Origin of the sequence: Alteromonas sp. KUL49 (assembly GCF_006538345.1) — a bacterium.
Classification (GTDB): Bacteria; Pseudomonadota; Gammaproteobacteria; order Enterobacterales; family Alteromonadaceae; genus Alteromonas.
In genome coordinates this window covers 318,988-340,290 of sequence record NZ_BJKL01000002.1, presented here as the reverse complement: position 1 = coordinate 340,290, position 21,303 = coordinate 318,988, and the positions used below count along the sequence as shown (strand labels likewise).

Here is a 21,303-nt window from a genome sequence, read left to right as displayed (position 1 = left end):
GCTGAATCAACGCAACTTATTTACTGACATGAGGATATGCTGTGATTGAAACGTGGCGCTGGTTCGGACCAAGTGATTCAATAACGCTGACGAAAATAAAGCAAGCTGGGGCAACGGGAATTGTTACGTCGCTCCATCATGTTCCCACGGGGGCGCTGTGGGAAAAGGAGGAAATACTCGCACATAAAAAGATGATTGAAGGGGCTGGACTCACGTGGGAAGTTATCGAGAGTATCCCAGTCCATAACAACATCAAGACTCGTACAGGGAATTATCAAACCCTTATCGAAAACTACAAAATGTCGATTCAAAATGCGGCGGAATGTGGCGTTACCACGATTTGCTACAACTTTATGCCAGTGGTTGATTGGACGCGTACTAATCTCATGTATCGCTTACCCAACAATAGTCACGCGTTGCGATTTGAAATGACGGATTTCGCTGCCTATGACATTTATGTGTTGAAGCGAGAAGGAGCGCGCGATTGCTACTCTGATGCGATATTGACAAAAGCAGAGGCGTTTTACGAATCACTCGATGCAGACACCGAAGCAACCCTCGAAAAAAACATTATCGCTGGACTACCCGGTGGCGAGGGTTCATACACGCGAGAAACCATCAAAAAAGCAATAGACGACTTCATCCAACTGGGGACAGAGGGCTTTAGAGCAAATCTTTTTGCCTTCTTGAAAGACGTTGTTCCCACCGCGGAAAAATACGGTGCGAAGCTTTGTATTCACCCAGACGATCCGCCATTTTCTTTGTTTGGCTTACCTCGTGTGGTGTCGACTGCTGAGGATGCGCGTAGGATCCTTGCCGCATATCCATCCCCAGCAAATGGGTTAACCATGTGTGCTGGCTCTTATGGTGCGCGTGGAGACAACGACCTGGTCAGTATGGTTAACGAGTTTCATTCGCGGGTGTACTTTGTGCACTTGAGAAACGTGACTAGAGAGGAGGATGGATCATTTTATGAGTCGGACCATCTTGATGGCGACAATGATATGGTAGGGTTGGTTGAAGCATTGTTGAACGCAGAGGCTGAAAACAATATCAAAATCCCAATGCGACCTGACCATGGTCACTTACTTGAGGATGAGTTAGATGACAAAAGCGTTAAGCCCGGATACGGTTACATGGGAAGAATGAAAGGACTCGCGGAGTTGAGGGGAGTTATTCACGCGGTGTCATCTATGTTTAAAAATAAGTAGGTCGACTCGCCCTCGCTTATATTGGTAATCTATGGGTAAAGCTATACACTTCGAAACGCAAGATTGAGAGCGTTGACTTTCAATCTTGTTTTCCGCTCTACGTGGGTCTCAAGCCATGGTCAGGGCAGCTAAGATCAATGAAAACCCTACAATCAAGGAATTACCGCATATGTCATTTTATGTTGGAGCTTATGCTTCATCTCCATGCACTTCTGGATGGAACCCAGAACTCGAATCCTCTTTTTATGAACAGCTAAAACGCTTGCCTAACATGGCCGGACTAGAACATCCATTTTTAGGTGAGTCTTTACACGCCCATGATGATGATTGGTTTTTAGCAAACATAGACTCATCATGGAACTATGTGCTGACTTGTGTGCCCGGTACTATGGGAGCTATCGGTAAGAACCCTAACTTTGGTATTGCCTCAGGTGATGAAGAAGGGCGTCAGTTAGCGATTGAGTTTTTGGCGCGAGCACGTGATGCGGTTGTTAAATTGAATAATCACTGCGGTCGCAACGCGGTCAAGGCAATTGAAATTCAAACGGCGCCGAATCAAAGCAAAGCGAGCTCCTCTGCAGAGGCTCTGACAGCTACCCTTGAGACTATTCTTGGTTGGGATTGGCAAGGCACTAGCATTGTTATTGAACACTGCGACACCTTGGTAGAAGGGCAAACACCTGCGAAAGGCTTTTTGTCATTAGAAGATGAAGTTAATGCCGTGAAGACCGTAAATGCAAAGTGTAATAGCAATATCGGTATCGTAATCAACTGGGGACGCTCGGCTATCGAAACTCGTTCAGTAGACGGTGTAATAGAACATATCAACCAAGCAAAAACAGCAGGTTTACTGTCAGGACTAATGTTTTCTGGTGTGTCAGCAACTGAATGTCCTTATGGGGTATGGGCTGATACACATATGCCTGCTGCAGCATCAGAAAATTCTGAAATAGGCGCTGAACACTCATTGATGACCGAAGCCGAAATACACAAGTGTATTGTTGCGGCTGGAAATGTTGATATCCTGGGTATCAAGCTGGGTATTCGCCCAAAAGACGAGATAATTGACAATCGCATTGCTTACAACCGAGAAGTAATGGCAATGATGAGTCGTGCGGCCAAGTCTTAAAAGGTCCGTTTGACATGGTGTGACATCTGTCAGTAAGTGTAAGAAGGTTGATAACGCACTAGAGGGAAGGTAAGGGGCTTTTTACAGCCGTCTGAGGCAGGGATGCCGAAGCCGAGCCCACACGGATGTGCTTGCGGCGTGCGGTAAAAAGCCCCTTACCTTCCCTCAACGGGCCGATACCACCTGAATAGCTTAATTGACAGGTGTTACGACCCTTGTAGCGATCGCTTTTTTAGCTTTTCAATACGTATAAAAGTGAGCATGATGCAAATACCCAATATGCCGATACACAATGAACCTAAAGTGGCGTCTCTGAAGCTATAGAACTGGGCCACAAGCCCTGCACCTGTGGTGCCTAACATCATGCCTACGCGAGTGGCGTTTGAGTAGAACGCAGAAGTAAATCCAGTGAGGTCGGGGGCTTGATGTTGTAGCAGTGTAAGTCCAATTCCCGCATACAATCCGTAGAACAGTGCGTTAAAAATCTGAAGTACTAAAAAGTGCCATTCTTGGGTGGCGTGATACATTCCCACGTAAAAGCAGCAGGCAAATACAAAGGCCGCTAGCATAATGCCAGCAGATGAAAATCGATTGGCAAGTTTAGCCGCAAAGAGCATGGTTGGAATTTCAAGACCAGCCACCACACCCATCATCAAACCTGGTAAATATTCGGGCAAATCTAGTTCTTGCATCACATAAAGTGGCATCGACGAGAGATACATAACATTACCTGCCATACCGGCCACTACCGCCAACCCGATCAGCCAAAAAGAGACAGACAGTTCACCTTTTATCTTTATAGGCTCAGTGCGCTTCGGGGCTATTTGTGAGGGAACCACTTTCAATACAAAAACAGACGCAATGATCACGCAAATAATAGCCGCAGAGAATGATGCCGCAAACCCAAAACTCGCTACCAGGGTAAACGCCAGAGGCGGACCAACCACCCATGCCATTGAAATTGCTGCACGAACTCGAGAGTTAAAAGCGGGTAGATCGATATCTTGGTTTTTTGCCCATAGCCCTGATACGGTGAGCATTTGAGATACAGCCCCGGCACCAATCGACATAAACAACACACCAGCAACAAACACCTGCCAAAATTGGTCACTGACAATAAAGGCTATCATAGCTAGCCCTATACACCCCATAGTCAAACCATAGAGCTTATTGGCATTCATTCCTTTGTCTGCCAGATATCCTAAATACTGACTAATCACTAGCCCAGAGAGTGTTACGGATACCATGTAAACGCTCATGTAGAAAGGCTCAACATTGATGCCATCTATCAGGAAGTAACTCATCAAAGGGGTGACAAACGAAGACGTGAGGCCGGTTAATAGACTGAGTAATAAGAAGGGTAATTGGGGGCGCAGCGACGCTAGAGAGGCCATGAACAACTAACTGTATAAAAAAGGAGCGGGCATTATAGGTGCAATTTTTACGTTGTCTACTTAAAGATTGAGGTTGAAAAATACCAATTCACTACTACTTTTACTGGCGGTAGTAAGTTCCATCAACAGAAAAGAGGTCGTTATGGATATAGAAAGATTCTTATTTGATATTCCTTCATCAAAAGCCATTGAAGAACACCATCAAATGTTGGTTGACCAAGCGGATGCAACTTTAGCACTTCGCGCAGCATGGCAAGAATATTACGAGACGGATACTCAAGACTAGCTAGTCCTACGGAGATGGGTTATAGGTGATACGTTGCTTTAGCTCATCTTCCGTTATTTCCCAGTCATCAAATAAGCTGAGTGCCAGCGTAATATCTTCTAAGTAGCGTTGTTGACTTGGAGTAAAGTTGTCCCAAATCTTCCCTTCGTCGTGTTTTCTTCGCAGCAAGTAAAAAAGTGTAATGTAGTCGTTTACCGCAACAAATCCGCGAGCACAGTAGTTGCCCAGCGATGAATATAATGTGAACCGATGCAGTTCATTCCGGTGTTCACCTAATATAGCACCTTCATAAATTACGCCATGTTTAGTGCAGAGTGCTGCAAAGTGGCCAATCGATTGGGTGATAAACAAAGGGACGTTCATGATAGAAAATTGGCTCACAACGAGCGTGCTTTCAGTCTTACCTATGGTGGTGACGCTTTCTTTACATGGCACCCCGAGTGTTGCCATTTCTCGAATGAAAGAACGAATGTCACATTTTTCATCATTAACAGCGTACATAAAGTGAGCTATTTCGATATGCTTTAGATTGCCATGTAACTCAGAAATGGCCGGTAAGCTTTTAGATACAAGTGCGGTAGGGTATTCGCAAAGTTTTATGTAAGCAGCGTTGTTAATGCTATCTAAAGTATTAAACAAACTTTCTCGGGTCAGATTCGGAAAGTGGTATGACGAACCATCACGAACCTTTTTATCAAGGGCAATGGCAGGATATGATGCGACCTTATAAAACTGAGCGAGCTTACCTTTATTATCTTCAGTTGCGACAGTGCTGCTACCAAATTCATAAGTGTCGATTAACGGAATGTTGTTAATTTCTTGACCGTGAACCCAGACAGTTTGTTCGTTTACATCGTTGCTGAACATAATATTCAAGGCATGAAAAGACGAAAGTTGGGGCGTTGATAATAGGCTGTAGTCATCGACATTCGAAGGTGTATTCGGTTGAAGGTCGGTTAGGCAATAGATAGTCGCATAGAGTCGGTCATAGCTAACCCCATAGTCTATCTCTTTGACAATAAGGTAGTTATGCCTAGGAGAAACCGCAAAACTGAAACCCTCGTAGTTCTCATCAGTGCCGTATTGGTATGTGCCGATGACTTCACCCGAGCTCATACAAATTCGCTGAATTTCGTTGGGTGCATTAATATGGTCTACCACTAATGACTGGTGTAGATCATATAAGTGAATTATTTCTTTTTCTTGTCCGTTTTCTTCTAAATACAGCGATTCTTCATACTTCATCAATACTTCCCTATTGTTGAACATTACTACATTTTTGTCATGACACGAGTAACCCACTGCAATAGGTAAAATCACAAACATCATATCATTAAAGTGTCACGAATATCCTTGATACTTTCTAGTTTTCTATTTGACCTTAACGAGTTCACCGAAGTAATGATGAAGGATGCCATTCTCTCCGCGACCGTTTCTTCTCGCTCTTTACGTAGCTATATTCGAAAACTTGTGAGTCGCGAGTCAGACGTTGAAGACGTCTTACACGACACTTATCTGAAGATGGCTGACGCTCAACAAACCATTGAAGAGCCAACGCATTACGCTCATCGCGTGGCAAAGAATATAGTGCATGATATGCATCGCCAACAGTTTCGCCAACATGAGCTGCTTGACGAAGAGCCCGCTTGTGACAAAAGTGAGCTGGACAATGTGATAGAGCATTCTCAAAGAATTGAACTTTATCAGCGTATTGTTGCTCGTATGCCCAAAGTTAGGCGTGAGGTATTCATTCGATATCGCGTTCAAGGTCAAACTAAGGCGGATATTGCAAAAAACTTAGGGCTTTCTACAGACAGTGTAGACAAGCACATTACTCGCGCCTTAACCACACTCAAAGGCGAAATGGCATTACTCATTAATGAAAAGGAGGGCAAATAGATGAAACCACGCAATGAACAATCAAATCAATGCCCTACTCAAAACGATCTTCTTGCTCAACAAATTTGGGATGATCCAGCGTTAGTTGAAGCATTATCTAACGTATCCTGTGCTTCTGCCTCTAATAAATCATCAAGGGTAAGCACGGGTTTTTGGCTCACCGCTGTTTGTTTCGTACTCGCGATCACTACCTTCTTGCTGTGGCCCTCGAGTAGTCATGTTTCGCCTGTCATAGTGTCTCCGTCACAAATGTTTGTGACGGGTACGGCTAAACGAGAGCAATTTATCCTAGAAGACGGTACGTCAATCGCCGCCAATGCGTCGACGTCATTGGAAGTCACATTTTCTGAAACGTCTCGGCGAGTGACCATGACTCAAGGAGAAGCTTACTTTGATGTTGCCAAAGACCCCAACAGGCCTTTTGAGATAACCACTAAATTTGGTGAAATTACAGTACTGGGTACTGCCTTCAATATAGATACGGACAGTATGGGCGCAGAAATTCGTGTCTTTGAGGGGGTAGTGAGCGTGGCATCTAACGGAAGGAACATTGAGCTCACTGTGGGTCAGAAAGTTGTTGCCGATAGTTTAGGTAATCTGACTTCGGTGACTAATTTTAATGCGCAGGTTGAGGAAGACTGGATGGCGGGAACGTTACATGCCGATAATATGTCTATGCGTCGAATTGTTGATCGAATGAACAGGTACACTGACAAGCCGATTTATTTAGCACCAGGTATATCTCAGCGTTCGGTAACGGGAGCATTCTCTCTTTCTCGACCAACTGAAAGCCTTGAACTACTCAGTGAGTTGTACGATTTAACAATTGAAGAAAATCACAATAGTTACTATTTAACGCCGCAGCACTAGTATTATGCAAGCCGCTATTAGAATGTCAGCGGTACTTATGGTGCTGCTGTTGTGTTTTAGTGAAGTTAGGGCACAAAGTACTGACGGAGCTCATTATGTTTCGTTGCCAGAAGGGCAACTGGCGGATGTTTTACCTTTGTTGGCAGAGCAATTCCAGCTGCCAGTCATTGCCGATAGCCATGCTATTTCTCAGTTTACTATTCAATCCGTTAGCGGCAGATATACACTACCAGAGGTACTGGGTATTATTACTCAGGGTTTACCCATCGAGGTGCGCATTGTAGCAAGTGGGGTAGTACTCAAGTTGCAGCCCGCAGAACATGAGCTTACGCAAGATAATATCGAGTCCGCACCGACCCAAGAGATGGAGAAAGTCGTTGTTGTTGGAGAGCGTTTATCTTCAGTAACACAAACCTCCACACACGCTATGCAAGGCGCGTTTATAGAGCAACTCGATGCTCGAAAAAACAATTTTGTATTTTTAAGTTCAGCAAACTACCAGAGCTTAAATGCGTCATCATCAAACACCTTGGCAGACGCTTTTGGTTTTCTTTCTGGCCTTACTGTTGCGAGAGATTTTGGCGAAGGGCTAAACGTAAGTGTTAAGGGCTTGGGACCTGATTATCAAGCCACGCTGTTAAATGGTCACCCTTTGGCGGTTAACGAAAATGTTAGAGATAGCGGCCAGTCTGGCCGTTCTTTTCGATTTGACGTGTTACCTGCTCAACATGTTGACCGTATAGATATTATCAAAAGCCCAACAGCATCCATGGCCGAGGGTGGGGTGGGAAGCACCATTTCGGTGACAAGTTTGCGCCCGCTGGCGATTGGCGAACGTGTGTCTAGGTTCAGCTTTGGTGCAGATTATTCAGCAAATAGTAAAAAAGCCCGCCCGAGTGTTAATACACTCCAAAATTGGGTGAACCACGATAAATCGATCGGGGTTTTGTTGTCAGCCAACAGTAACTCAAGGGAGATACGGCAAGATCATTTCCATACTTGGGAGTGGGAACCCAACGGGAATAGCTATCGACTCGATGGGATTGATTCAAGTGTATTGATTCCAAGCAACAGAATAGCTGTCAGTATTGAACGAGAACGCAGAGATACCGAGAGCTTCTCATTGTCTACACAATGGAGTCCGAGTAATGCCTTTACGCTAAGTGCTGAACATTTTTACTCATCGTTAGTATCGAACTACATAGAGCAGCGTTGGCTCGCTCGATTAGACACTGAAAACGCTGGCTTGGAATCCTATAGCCTCAGTGGCAATAGTCTCGTAGGGGCAACACTCAGCAACATTAATATGAAAGCGGCGTTGGACAGTTCCGAACAGCGACATACTAACCAAACTTCAATTTTTGATCTCCAGCTAAACACTCAAGGGTGGCTGGTAGATGCATCGTTGGCGAGAACGTCGGCATTGAGTAATACCGACGACCCCATAAGACGAACACGCTATGAGAGCACGCCTGTTGAGTTTTCATTTGGTCATTTGGGCAATAAAATAAACGACCCGTTCATCAGTGTTAGTCCGTTTCCTGAATTCGGTGATGAATCTCCTGAGCATGTGAGTGCTAGACGCATACGTGTAGAGGACGATGGGCATTCGATGCGTTTTACAATGACCAAACCATTGAGCAATACGTTTACTGAGATTTCGTTTGGCACAGATTGGCGGGAACAGTCTCGTCGCTACAATCGACAAGATGTTAGTGTGAGCATTCAAGACTTGGGTCGGTTCTTGCCCGAAGTCAATGTTCTTGAGCCTGTGTTGGCATCTAATTTCTTGGCGGGTCAACTGAAGGGAAATATTCCAACCTATTGGTCAATTCCCAACCGCGATACTCAGCGTGAGTTGGCGTCTTTACTCTCATTTGGCGATCGCACACTCCAAGACCTTTCCCGCAGCTACCAGGTAGATGAGCGGGTTCATGGTGGTAGTGCTACTGTGCAATTTGTGTTTGGAGAAGATTGGAGCGGAGAGGCTGGGCTTCGTTGGCAGCATTGGAACAATGAAACAAGCGGATTTTATGCACAAGGAGATAGCATTACACCTACATTCAAGCAGTTTTCCAGCGCTCGAAACAATTGGTTGCCAAGTTTGAGTATCAGAAAAACGTTGAATTCATCGCTGCTGCTTAAAGTTAATTACGGTGAGGCGATCACGCTACCTAGTTATGCTGATTTGCAACCAGGGTTATCTTTAAATTCTACCGATGGTGTGAATTTAGCGACCGGAGGAAATCCAAATTTGGCGCCAACAACGTCAAAACAATTCGACGCAGGTTTGTTGTGGTCGTCAGAGAATATGAGTTTATACCTAGCTGGCTTTCACCGCAGGCTAGATGACTACATTGATGTGATTCGTCAAACGATCATGATTGACGGTACAACTTATCAATTATCTCGCCCAGAGAATCTTGGCTCGTTTTTGTTTAACGGTGTTGAAGTTGACTTTCATTATATTGAGCCGTGGGGGGGAGGTATTCAGATTAATGGCGTTTTTCTGGATAACATTGAGCAAGTAATTGAGTCTGTTGCACGCTGGCATTACAAGGCTCAGGTGTTCTATGAAACCGAAGCATATGCTGCACGAATAGCGTTTGATGTTCAACAGAGTCACGTAATTGGTCGTTCAGCCACTGAGGTGCCAAACACCTACATTGACCGCCAGTCATTCCTGTCTGCACAACTGAGTTATGTGCTTTCTGAGGCTGTAGTATTGAACCTGAGTGGGCGAAACTTATTGGATGAATCTGTAAGATTCTACTTTCAGCGTGATCAAGGTAACACATTGAAAGAAATAGAATATATCGGAAGAAGTTTTTCATTTTCCATTGAAGTTAGTTTCTAACCATCTTTTCAATTCACAAAAATGTCATAGTTTTTTTGTCCTAAATTTTTCTTTTGTCCCGTCTTCTAGTCAACACATTACAAAAAATCACTAGGAGAGTGACATGACATTACGTAAGAACTTGGCTCCATTAGCGTTAGCCGTTGCTGCTGCAATGGTTCCCAGCGTGCAGGCACAACAAACCGATGACGAGCAAGTCATCGAAGAAATTCTGGTTTTAGGGTCTTACTCTAGCAGTTTGATGCGTGCCATGGATTTGAAACGCAGTGCGGAAACGGTAACCGATGCGATCTCAGCGGAAGACATCGGTAAATTCCCCACTGAAAATGTGGCGGAAGCACTTCAACTAGTACCGGGCGTACAAATTGACCGTAACCGAGGAGAAGGGCTAGGCGTGAGTGTACGTGGCTTGGGGCCAACGTTTCAGGTAACGCAACTTAACGGACGTGGTGTTGCAGTTAACGAAAATGTTGAAAATAGCGGTCAGAACGGTCGTCAGTTTCGATACGATATACTGCCATCTGAGCTAATTTCTGGTCTAGAGGTTATCAAATCGCCGTCGGCAAACATGGAAGAGGGGGCGATTGGTGGTTTGGTGAATATCCAAACCTTTAAACCACTAGAGCTGGGTAACTTTGGATCTGCTACCGCAAAAGCAAGCTACACAGATTTAGCTGATAGTACTGATCCCCGTGTATCTGGTTTGTACAGCTGGAACAATGAAGACAAATCCCTTGGCTTTTTAGTGTCCGGTGCATTTTCTGAACGAGAGCTTCGTCAAGATCGTGTTTTTACGTTCAACTGGATCCAAGGAGCGTTGAGTGCTGAAGATGGAGAGCCATCGCTAGACAAAGCTTTTGCGCCTCAGCGTAACCGCCCGACGTTAGAAAGACAATCTCGCACGCGTCAGTCATTGGCATCGGCATTGCAATGGAAGAGCAGCAATATCCATGAAATGAATATCGACATGCTTTACTCAAAATTCAATGTGGCGTTTGACGAAATTGGTATTGATATTGAGCTGGGGGGAAAAGTTGCGAACCCTGTGGTCAATGGAAATTCTTTGGTATCAGGTACGGCGTTAGATACCAATCTACAGCTATCGCGAGAAAGCTCTGATGCAGAACACGATACCTTCAGTTTGGGCGTTAACAATGAGTGGAGACTCGATAATTGGCATTTGTCTGCGGATGTTTCATTGTCTGAAGCCAACAGTGAAACGGTAGAGCCTATACGTCGAACCCGTATTCGTTTAAATGACCAAGCGGTAGGATTCGACTACAGTGCGGGTTACAAACACGCACCTTCATTTACTTTCCCTGTGGACATTTCCGATAGTAGTGTATTTCCAGGGCGTCGTATTGAATATCGAACTATTGCTGTTGAAGACAGTGATTACGGCGTAAAGCTAGACGCAGAACGCTTTTTTGATGGCGCGGTATCATCGGTAGAGTTTGGCGTGCATCTTCGCAAACGAGAGCGTATTTATAATCGTCGTGATATTAGAGTGTCGGATGGTATCAGTGGTGAGTTCTTTAACGACACATTCTACGAAACGTTTCCAGTATCTGATTTTGCAGCGAATGTATCGGGTAATTACCCTTCTGTATGGGCAGTACCAAATGAAGATGCATTCTTTAGTACATTCTTTTCTAGCGAGCTAATCAACCAACCGCTAACTGCGGGCGATCAGCGAAATTCATATCAGGTTGATGAAACTATCTCGGCTGGATATGTCATGGCGAACTTGTCTGCGGGTGACGAGCTACCTGTATTTGGTAACATTGGTCTTAGAGTAGTGAGCTCAACTCAGTCGCCCTCAGGTACAAGTATTATCGATGGTTCGCCACAAGTTGTGGACTTCGAGACTGACTATGTTGAAGTACTACCCAGTGCAAATATCAACTTTGAACTTAGCGACGACTTGCTATTGCGTACAGCTTTTGCAAAGGTGCTAACGCGTCCTTCGTTACCTGATTTACGTCCGGGGTTGACCTTCAGCACAGATTCTCCAACGGCAAAGGGCGGTAACCCATTACTAGAGCCTTATGAAGCATTGCAATACGATGTTTCTGCGGAGTGGTATTTCGCTGATTCTGGGTATGTATCTTTAGGTTATTTCTACAAAGACATTACCACATTTATTTCTACACAAGCTCAGCTACTAGACGTTGAAGGTACTGAGGTCATTCTAAGTGCTCCGTCAAACACCGGAAATGGCGATATCTCCGGATTAGAGTTTGCCTATCAACAAGTGTTTGACACCTTACCTGCACCGTTTAATGGTCTTGGCGTGCAGGCTAATTACACCTTTGTTGAAAGCGAAGTAGAAGTTACCGAAGGTGATGTTCTAGTGGCTCAACCGATTGCGGGGCTCTCTGAAAACAGTTTTAACCTTGTAGTGTTCTGGGAGTATGAAGATTTTGGTGCTCGTCTGGCTTACAACTGGCGAGATGATTTCTTAGTGAGCAACGGCGTGGGGGCGGTTTCAGATCAATTCCAAGATGCGTTTGGTACCCTAGACACCAGCATGTCATACGATGTTAGCGACTCAATTAGTGTGTCTTTAGAAGGGGTTAACCTTACCGATGAATCTATACACACCTACTTTGACCAGCGTGTTCGCGGTGGTCGTATCGACCATTATGGCCGTCGATTCTCGCTCGGTGTGAACGTTACTTTCTAACTTACTTTTCATCACTTTTTAGGGCGCTCATTGTGTAATGTCCGTGAGTCAAAAAAGCCTTTAAAGCTTAACTGGCCGGAGTTACCCGAGCGCCTTTTTTGGCTAGGCATTCGTATGACAGAACATTTTCAAGCCGTTTTACAACGGCGTATTAACCGTAGGTCGTTCCTAAAAAAATCTGCATTAGCAACCTCGGTTGCCTTTGTACCATCATTGCCCTTGTCGGCAATAGTGAATGCACCACAGCAAAACACAGTCACCGAGACTTTCAATTTCAGTGAGATAACTCACGGCATTGGTGACGAGTTAGTCGTTGCTGCCGGATATGAACATAATGTACTAATTCGTTGGGGTGACCCCCTGTTTTCAGATGCACCTGACTTTGACATTAATTCGCAAACGCCTTTTTCCCAAGAGCAGCAGTTCGGTTACAACAATGATTACATAGGTTACTTGGCGCTACCTTCCAAAAGCGACAGTCAACGAGCGCTACTTTGTGTTAATCACGAGTACAGTTTGCCTAAAATGATGTTTCCCGACATTCACTCAGAGCGTGATTTGACACTCAATCACGTTAATATTGAACAGTCCTCGGTAGGCAACAGCATTGTCGAAATACAGAAAATTGATCGTGACTGGAAGGTGGTTGTTGGTTCTAAATTCAATCGACGTATCACCGCAAGAACCACTCAAATTGAGTTTTCTGGACCTGCAAAAGGTCATCCTCGTATGCAAACTAAGACCGATACTTCTGGTGTTTTGGTTACAGGAACACTCATGAACTGTGCAGGAGGGATGACTCCATGGGGAACCTATCTCACCTGTGAAGAGAACTTTAACAATGTCTTCACGGGAAGTTTGTCAAAGGACCACGCCGAGTACGCACCCTATGAAAGGTATGGAGTAAACCAACGAGAAGAAGGCTGGGGTAGGCTCGATCCAAGGTTCAACATAGAAGCAACAACAAATGAACCCAATAGATTTGGTTGGGTGGTAGAAATTGACCCTCTTGCGCCCGATGAAAAACCGATAAAACGTACAGCACTAGGACGCTTCAAACACGAGGGAGCGGAATCTGTCATTGCACCTTCAGGCCAGCTGGTGGTTTATATGGGGGATGACGCTGCTAATGAATACCTATATAAATTTGTCAGTCGAGATGTTGTCGATACCAAAAACAAAGCAAACAACCGAGAGTTATTGGACCATGGCACTTTATACGTTGCCCGTTTTAGTGATTCTGGGGGTTTAGACTGGTTACCCCTTGAGTATGGTAAAGCACCATTAACACCGACGAATGGCTTTCACAGTCAGGCTGATGTAGTTATCAACGCGCGAATGGCTGCCGATTTACTTAAAGCTACGCCGTTAGACCGTCCTGAAGATGTAGTCCCACACAGTCACACTGGTAGAGTATATGTACTGTTAACCAACAATACGAAGAGAAAACAAGAGGATATTGATGCGGTAAATCCAAGAGCAAATAATCAATTTGGTCAAATTGTTGAAATTGCAGAAGCTAATGATGATTTTGCTGCCACAGAGGGGACGTGGGATATGCTTGTTGTTGCTGGCGATCCAAATAAAGCGGAGGTGGGTGCAAAGTGGAATAGTAACATCAGTGAGAATGGTTGGTTTGCGTGCCCAGATAATGGAGTAGTCGATCAAAAAGGTCGTTTATGGGTAAGCACTGACCAGGGTGATGTTGCCTACCAGACTGGCACCAACGACGGTTTGTGGGGGCTGGAAACTGAGGGAGGGAATCGCGGTAAAGGCAAAATGTTTTTACGATGCCCAGAAGGTGCAGAAGCTACAGGACCGATGTTCTCTGATGACGGTACTTCGCTTTTTGTGGCAGTGCAGCACCCAGGAGCCGGAAGCCGTGCTAGCGGTAAAGATTCTTTACATGATCCCATCAATCGTTGGCCAGATAATGAGAAAGGAGTACCTCCAAAACCTTCTATTGTGGTCGTACAAAAACATGACGGAACTGAGATAGGTTAAATGTGACAATTAGCTTGCATCTGCATATCTCGTCAACAAGTGTACGATATCCAATACAAAGAGCGTTGGCGAACGCAGGTTTTGAACTAATATAGAATTGAAGGAAGGTAGAATACTCTGTAACCTTCGCGGGATTTTTTATTCCATCCTCTTGGAGATAAGTTTTGTTCAGAAGCTACACCTACTGGGTGTTCTATCTCACTTTGACTTTTGCGGCGTTTACCGAAGTAAATGCCGTGGAGGGCGAATGCAAAAAGACGCTTGTTGTCAGCGTTGCTCAGGAGTGGCCTCCATTCTCCTATCTCGAAGATGATGAATTTAAGGGATTGGATATTGAAATTGTTGAGTTGGTACTGAGAAACGCAAACTATTGCTGGAACTACGTTTATTATCCGTCATCTACGCGGTCTTTGATTGAACTTAAAAAGGGTAATGTAGACCTAATATTCGCTGCCAGTTATACATCGGAGCGAGCAGATTATGCTTTTTACAGCGAAGCCTACCGCTTTGAAACCATGCAGCTTTTTGGCCGCATAGGCCAAATTGCTAAATCTACCCTAGAGGCGGGAAGTACTATCGCCGTAAATCGCGGATCCCACTATGGCAATGACTTTGAAAGGTATAGACAGGAATGTGAAGAGTGTATAGTCGACACTAACACTGCGTCTGAACGCTTTGCACTTGTTGATAGGGGACGAGTGGACTTTGCTATTGAAGAATCAATTGCTGGTGACTATATCATCGATAAAGCAGGACTCACGGGATCTATTGTGCCAACGAGCGTTACCATTAATCGCTCACCAGTGCATTTTATGCTGAGCAAAAAACAGCTTACGTTCCTCGAACTCGACCATTTGAACCAAGTCATTGGCAATAGCCACAATGAAATAAATAGTATCGTTATCAAATATCATCAACGCTACGGAAATTAATTTAGACTAATTAATTGTCGCTACTCATATTAGAGTCTGAAGATTACCGTTAATCAGGTTGAATTTTGCTCATTTTTAGGCGGATTATTGAGCCAATAGAATTTCTAACGAACATATTTTCAACTATTGCTTGCGATAATTCGGCGGATTCACTAACGTGTCCTATACGACCCGTGTTTGTATATCGAACCAGACCCCAAAAGAAGGATTTAATAATGTCGATAGTGGTTAGTTTTGAACTTAGCGAGAGCGATTTAGAGCATTTCCGTAAGATGATGAAAACGGCAATGGAAAAAACCCAGTCGTTATCAGAAGAAGACATTCTTGCTAAGGCAACTGCATTGTGTGAAGAAATGGAACAAGCAAACATTCCAGAGTTTGTTCGTTCGCGCTTATCGTCGCTAGAATTGCTTATCACTGCAGTAAAAGACGACGAGTGGCAAATGCCAGAAGACGAGAAAACTGACATCCTTGCTTCGTTGGCATATTTTGCTGAGCCTCAAGATTTAGTGCCAGACCATATCCCTGGCCTTGGTTATGTCGACGACGCTATTATGATCGAGCTGGTTATCCAAGATTTGTCGCTTGATCTGGAGTCTTACAAAGCATTTTGTTCTTTCCGTAAAACGGAAGAAAATCGTCGTGGTGATGAAGCAAGTGTTAATCGCGAAAGCTGGCTTGAGTCAGAGCGTACAGAACTTCGCTCTCGTTTGCGCCGCAATAAATCTACAAGTAGACGTCGTAGAGTATTCGGTCGCATCATGTAATTAAAAAGTCATGTCATTCAAAAAAGAGCAACACACTGTGTTGCTCTTTTTTTTAGAGTATTACGGATTTTTACTGAAGCCAGTTAACGTAAATTTCTGAACGCGACGGCCCGTGTTCACCTCTGACGTATAAACGTTTCCTTTGCTGTCCACTTCAACACTGTGTAACCAAGTAAATTGTCCCGGATAACGACCAGGGCGCCCGAAGCTACCTAATACTTCGTAGTTTTCGTGCCACAAAATCCATATGCGGCCATTCATCATATCGGCGACATACATGTATTTATTGTCGGGCGAGAACGCAATATCTGATGCAGTGCCTAACCCTCCAGTTTCACCCGCAACAATGACATCCTTTACGAAGCTGGCATTACCATCTTCGCCAAGCGTGAAAACCTGAATACGATTGTTACGTCTGTCACACACATAAATTCTGCCGTCGGTAGACTGAGTAATACAGTGAACAATGTCGCCGAAATTCTCTGCCCTAATACTTGTGTTTTCGGCATTGGCAGTCGCTTGAGATACGTCAAATGCGCCTTCGCGAGTTCCGCCTCCGGGGATTGTCGCATATGCCCCCCAGAATTGGTTGAAGGAGTTATCTTCTGTGTGAAATGCCATGATGCGTTTGTTGATATAACCGTCTGCGATGAATAGTGCATCGGTATTCACGTTATGAAACATGTCGGCGGGGTTGCCCAATGCCGATTCACTTAAGTTACCGGCAGTGTCTCCACGTTGGCCAAACTGGCGGATAAATTCTCCTGATTGAGTGAAGTTAAGTACCACGTGGTCTCCTTCACCATTTCCACCTAGCCATACGGTATTGTCGTTATCGACAAACAAGCCGTGTACGGTGGCTGGCCATTGATTTTCACCATCAATAGTAGGTGATATTTCCGGGCCACCCCATGCGTTAACTACATTGCCCTCAGGAGAAAACTGCACAACGTGTGGTGCAGATTCACAGCATTTTCCCATTTTGTTGGTTAGGCCGAGGTCTAGCCTGCTCAATGAATTTGGTCGATGTAGAATCCATACATTATCATTTTTATCAACAGCTAAGCCGGGGACCTGACCAATCAACCATGTATCAGGCAAGGTTGGCCAACTTGCATCAACACTAAATTGTGGTACTGGATGACTCGCTTGTGCCTCTGGATACTGTTCGACGTCAACTAGTGTACCTGTTTCGGCATTAACTGAACTCAGCGTAAACAGTTGAAATAATCCAGCGAAAGCGAGAAGCTTGCTAGTGCTGCGTAAAACCATGGTAAGCCTTCCTTAAAGTGTATTTGGTCAATACGTTAAAGTCTGGATTATAGTTCCACAGTTATCCTAGGTTCGCAGCGCGTTACGTCGAATTTATAGCCATATTCACCGCTTTCATCGGGGCTAATAAGTAGCACCATGTTTTCATCGATAATGACTGAACGCTGCTCTGTAGTCTTTATACACGCGCTGTTGGGGTAAGATTCGAAGTAAAACAAGAAGTGAGCAATAAATCTTCTGATGAGTTTAGCCTTCTCTTCATTGGTAGCCTGAAAAGAGCCAATGGTATCGTTTATGGCCTGAGCTTCGTCCATTGCGGCCTGTTGTTGTGGTGTTGTTAATTCACTAACGTCTGTAGAAATATTTCCATTGTTATCAATAAGGGCAACATCTTCCTCCAGAAAGTTAATATTTATCGGTATGTTACCGAAGGTAACGGCAAAATACGGAGAGGTTACTGTTGCCAGCGATATCATCACCACAGGTATCAGCACAATTCGCATGATCATAGTGACGAATGGGTGCTTTTTATCTTCCCAATGAATAGCTGGCTTGAATCCGAGCAAACGAAAAGGAAGTCTAAGTAGCAGCCAAAGATTGGCCACAATCATAAACATGAAAAAGAAAGAGATGGTAGCTACGGTTATCCAAAAAGGAAGCATTACAACCGTAGTAAAGCCGAGAGTAAAAACGAAAGGCGTTGGTTCCACGCCGGTGATCAAATTAATTTGCATGGCCGCAAAGGCAAGCGCCACATTTGCAGTGGTTGCATAAAGGATCAATATGGCCGCCTTACCTAGCGAGTAAGACCATAAATAGTGAAACAGCCCAAGCAGTTCTCGTGTTAGCCCAACCAGTGCGATAAAGCCAGGGACGATAATGTTGACTTCTTCAGCCCAGAAACCCTGAATTGCGAGTAAAGAACAGGCAGCGAAATAACAGAGTTGAGAGAAATTATATGCCTGCCACCACGACTGAGATGGATCTTTTTCGTCACGTGTCTTGGTGAGTGCTTGAAATCGTTTCGACAATAATGTCTTGATACTACCCAATGCATTGGGCAATCGTTGTAATGATGATTCTTCCATAAAACTAGACACGCGATATTGTTGTTATAACCTCATATTAAATGGTTAACTCAATAATATTCAAATTTTGTTCAAATTCTATGTCGCTGAGTTTGCATAACGAACAGCTATTGATGGTCATCATTTCTCACAATGTTGGCTGAAGTGTATTTTGTGGTGCCATATTCTTCGATCTGATAGGGTTCCGTAGTGATAATGAAGGAAATTGCTATGCCTGATTCAAGAGTTACACTTACGGTCAAAGACAATATTGGATACGTTGCCCTGAATCGTCCAGAAAAGCACAACGCGCTAGATTTCGAGATGTTCCTTGCGATTGATAGCATCATCAAAAAAGTGAGAAAAGACAAATCGATTCGGGTGGTTATTCTCAGTGGTGAAGGTGAGAGCTTTTGCTCCGGCTTGGACGTTAAGTCGATTCTCACAAAACCGTCGAGCGCACTGCGCTTGTTGTTTAAGTGGTTGCCTGGGAATGCCAATTTGGCACAGCGGGTAACTGTTGGATGGCGCAGGTTGAACGTACCCGTAATCGCCGTGTTACATGGAAAATGTTGGGCGGGGGTATGCAAATTGCCCTAGGTGCTGATTTTAGAGTAGCATCGAATGATTGTTCTCTAGCGATAATGGAAAGCCGTTGGGGCCTTATTCCCGATATGGGAGGCACACTGGCATTGTCGGAATGTGTACGCGGAGATACCGCAATGCAGCTTGCCATGACTAGTGAAGTGATTGATGCAACTCAAGCACAGGCCATTGGGCTTGTGACTCACTTAGATGATGACCCCATCAAAGCAGCAGAAGCGCTCGCAAATAAACTACTCAATCGCTCTCCGGATGCCATTCGAATAATAAAAGGTATGTATCACAAGATTTGGTGCTCAAAAGGTCGCAAAATCTTAGCTAAAGAAAGCCTTAATCAAGTCAAAATATTACTCGGAAAAAATCAGCGAATTGCAGTAAAGCGAGAAACAGGCAAACCGGAAACGCCGTATATATTTTGATTTCATTTAATTGTTAACAATTTTGAATGTTTGGGTTAGCATAGTGTTTATTGAAACAACCACTCATCATGCTAACGAATGAAAATCGCCTGTTTTTTAATTGTTTTAAGCGTTATTGTTTTCGCCAACAAGCCTAGTGCTTCTGAAGATAGCCGTCCAAATATTATTGTTATATTCGCCGATGATTTGGGATATGGCGATGTTGGATTTACTGGCTCTAATGAAATTAATACTCCCAACATCGATGCATTGGCTGCTGGGGGCGTAATATTTAGTAATGGGTATGTGACTCACCCATATTGCGGCCCATCCCGCGCAGGGTTACTCGCTGGTCGACATCAAGCTCGCTTTGGAATGGAAATTAACATAGCTCATTCACCAGATGATCCGTTTTCAGGAATGCCCGCCTCAGAAGTTACCTTTCCTGAGCGTCTACAAGACGTAGGTTATACCACGGGAATTGTTGGAAAGTGGCATTTGGGATCTCATCCTAACTTCCATCCCAACAAACATGGTTTTGATTATTTTTATGGTTTTTTACCTGGCGGACATGATTATTTCCCAGATTCAGTGAAGACAAGTACCGAGCCATATCATGTGCCTCTCGAGCGAAATGGCGCGACTGCAGAATTTAGCGAATACCTAACTACTGCGTTGAGTCGTGATGCGGCAGAATTTGTGACAAATACCAATACCCCTTTTATGTTGTATCTGGCCTACAACGCACCTCACGCTCCACTCCATGCCCCGCAAGCATACATCGATAAATACACTCATATTGAAGATGAGAATCGACGTATATACGCTGCGATGGTAGACGCAATGGACTCAGGTATTGGGATGGTTGTTAACGCATTAAAGCAATCTGAAAAGCTAGACAACACACTTATTTTCTTCCTATCTGACAACGGGGGAGTGTTTCCAGAATATTGGAATAGTTGGGAAAACTGGGCGGATAATACACCCTTTCGTCGAGGAAAAGTGAGCCTTACAGAGGGTGGAATACATGTGCCATTTATTGCGTATTGGCCTAACCAAATTAAGCCTAACCAAACTTTTGATGGATTGGTGTCATCACTAGATATAGCGGCAACCTCAGTAGCATTAGCCGGTGGTAACATCGATAAATTGGAAGGTGTTCATCTGTTACCCTATATCACGGGAGAGCGCTCTGGGTCGCCTCATCAAGCGTTGTTCTGGCGCTTAGAAGAAGCTGATAATATATGGGCAGTTCGAACGCCGACAACCAAATACCTTAATCAAGGTCTGCCCGATGTGGGTCTGAGCTTGTTTGATATGGTGAGTGACCCTTATGAGTCGAATAACCTCATTGGTATTCGCGATGATTTGCGTAAACCTCTTGCAGAACTTTGGAACAAATGGAATGTAGAGAACGTTAATACACCGTTTTTACAGGCATATCCATACAAGCAGCAGCGTGACAATTTCTACCAATCTTTATATGAAGAAGGGCTAAGGCGAGCTGCTTCGCGGGAACCGTATACCATTAATTAGTGAAGAGTGCGTTTAACTTTCACTCATTTTATGACACTTTGCACGAGCATCCTCTTCCTGCTCGTGCTTTACTAAAATAAAAGTCAGGTACATTTTGGTTGGCAGGCTCATAATCATGCCTACGGCAACCAAGCATGCGCTTATTACAATGCCAGTAACGCCCATGCTCTCGATGGTTTCGCTGAAGTTATGACAGTAAATACCCGCCAAGATTAGCATTATACCGGTGAGCATTATCCCTTTAAGTAGAGTAATAAGTTGTTTGTCTTTCATCATAAGCCTCCGGAAAGAAGTCTGACGAATCCTCTATATTAGATAGTTATTATATTCCTTTTTGTTTATTACCCTATTGATGCAGATCATTAAAGGATCATGGTGCTATTTTTCACCTA

At 44.3% G+C, this 21,303-nt stretch carries 16 protein-coding genes and 1 pseudogene; 12 read left to right on the top strand and 5 right to left on the bottom strand.

What is annotated here, in order from left to right:
• Nucleotides 1-41 precede the first annotated feature (41 nt).
• Both uxuA and EYS00_RS04685 read left to right on the top strand, forming a co-directional pair.
• Nucleotides 42-1,211, top strand: coding sequence for a mannonate dehydratase (gene uxuA, locus EYS00_RS04690; RefSeq protein WP_130635398.1), 1,170 nt, complete (start codon nt 42-44; stop codon nt 1,209-1,211).
• Between the two features lie 169 nt (nt 1,212-1,380).
• Nucleotides 1,381-2,340 carry a DUF4862 family protein gene (locus tag EYS00_RS04685; protein WP_130635397.1) on the top strand — a complete coding sequence of 320 codons (960 nt, stop codon included), beginning with the start codon at nt 1,381-1,383 and terminating at the stop codon, nt 2,338-2,340.
• A 206-nt stretch (nt 2,341-2,546) separates the two neighbouring features.
• Here the strand turns inward: EYS00_RS04685 and EYS00_RS04680 are convergent, their stop codons facing one another.
• Nucleotides 2,547-3,734, bottom strand: coding sequence for a sugar efflux transporter (locus EYS00_RS04680; RefSeq protein WP_130635396.1), 1,188 nt, complete (start codon nt 3,732-3,734; stop codon nt 2,547-2,549).
• Between the two features lie 142 nt (nt 3,735-3,876).
• Between EYS00_RS04680 and EYS00_RS20500 the strand changes: the two genes are divergently transcribed.
• Nucleotides 3,877-4,020: a hypothetical protein gene (locus EYS00_RS20500; protein WP_165399306.1), complete on the top strand. Its 144-nt coding sequence runs from the start codon at nt 3,877-3,879 to the stop codon at nt 4,018-4,020.
• Between the two features lie 6 nt (nt 4,021-4,026).
• On the opposite strand, the gene EYS00_RS04675 is transcribed toward EYS00_RS20500, so the two are convergent.
• Entirely contained in the window at nt 4,027-5,265 is a 1,239-nt protein-coding gene (locus EYS00_RS04675; protein ID WP_130635395.1) for a hypothetical protein, read from the bottom strand.
• Between the two features lie 108 nt (nt 5,266-5,373).
• Here EYS00_RS04675 and EYS00_RS04670 point away from each other — a divergent pair, with 108 nt between their 5' ends.
• The 7 genes from EYS00_RS04670 (at nt 5,374) to EYS00_RS04640 (ending at nt 16,035) form a co-directional block, all read left to right on the top strand.
• Entirely contained in the window at nt 5,374-5,919 is a 546-nt protein-coding gene (locus EYS00_RS04670) for an RNA polymerase sigma factor (RefSeq protein WP_130635394.1), read from the top strand.
• Nucleotides 5,920-6,789, top strand: coding sequence for a FecR family protein (locus EYS00_RS04665; protein ID WP_130635393.1), 870 nt, complete (start codon nt 5,920-5,922; stop codon nt 6,787-6,789). It abuts the gene before it with no gap.
• 4 nt (nt 6,790-6,793) lie between these two features.
• Nucleotides 6,794-9,646 carry a TonB-dependent receptor gene (locus EYS00_RS04660; protein WP_130635392.1) on the top strand — a complete coding sequence of 951 codons (2,853 nt, stop codon included), beginning with the start codon at nt 6,794-6,796 and terminating at the stop codon, nt 9,644-9,646.
• Between the two features lie 103 nt (nt 9,647-9,749).
• Nucleotides 9,750-12,332, top strand: a complete 2,583-nt coding sequence (locus EYS00_RS04655) for a TonB-dependent receptor (protein ID WP_130635391.1) — start codon at nt 9,750-9,752, stop codon at nt 12,330-12,332.
• A 114-nt stretch (nt 12,333-12,446) separates the two neighbouring features.
• Nucleotides 12,447-14,336 (top strand): PhoX family phosphatase, encoded by a 1,890-nt coding sequence (locus EYS00_RS04650; protein ID WP_130635390.1) that lies wholly within the window; start codon nt 12,447-12,449, stop codon nt 14,334-14,336.
• A gap of 164 nt (nt 14,337-14,500) precedes the next feature.
• Nucleotides 14,501-15,268, top strand: a complete 768-nt coding sequence (locus tag EYS00_RS04645; protein ID WP_130635389.1) for an ABC transporter substrate-binding protein — start codon at nt 14,501-14,503, stop codon at nt 15,266-15,268.
• A 215-nt stretch (nt 15,269-15,483) separates the two neighbouring features.
• Nucleotides 15,484-16,035, top strand: a complete 552-nt coding sequence (locus EYS00_RS04640; RefSeq protein WP_130635388.1) for a YkvA family protein — start codon at nt 15,484-15,486, stop codon at nt 16,033-16,035.
• Nucleotides 16,036-16,095: 60 nt separating this feature from the next.
• Here EYS00_RS04640 and EYS00_RS04635 read toward each other — a convergent pair whose 3' ends face one another.
• Nucleotides 16,096-17,307, bottom strand: a complete 1,212-nt coding sequence (locus EYS00_RS04635) for a hypothetical protein (protein WP_130635387.1) — start codon at nt 17,305-17,307, stop codon at nt 16,096-16,098.
• A 47-nt stretch (nt 17,308-17,354) separates the two neighbouring features.
• On the bottom strand, nt 17,355-18,395 hold the full coding sequence (locus EYS00_RS04630) for a hypothetical protein (RefSeq protein ID WP_130635386.1): 1,041 nt from the start codon (nt 18,393-18,395) through the stop codon (nt 17,355-17,357).
• Nucleotides 18,396-18,590: 195 nt separating this feature from the next.
• Between EYS00_RS04630 and EYS00_RS04625 the strand changes: the two are divergent.
• Nucleotides 18,591-19,396 (top strand): annotated as a pseudogene (locus tag EYS00_RS04625) (crotonase/enoyl-CoA hydratase family protein).
• Nucleotides 19,397-19,474: 78 nt separating this feature from the next.
• On the top strand, nt 19,475-20,911 hold the full coding sequence (locus EYS00_RS04620; protein ID WP_130635385.1) for a sulfatase: 1,437 nt from the start codon (nt 19,475-19,477) through the stop codon (nt 20,909-20,911).
• Between the two features lie 12 nt (nt 20,912-20,923).
• On the opposite strand, the gene EYS00_RS04615 is transcribed toward EYS00_RS04620, so the two are convergent.
• The gene (locus EYS00_RS04615) at nt 20,924-21,184 is read right to left on the bottom strand and encodes a hypothetical protein (RefSeq protein ID WP_130635594.1); all 261 of its coding nucleotides are present in this window, start codon (nt 21,182-21,184) and stop codon (nt 20,924-20,926) included.
• Between the last annotated feature and the right edge of the window lie 119 nt (nt 21,185-21,303).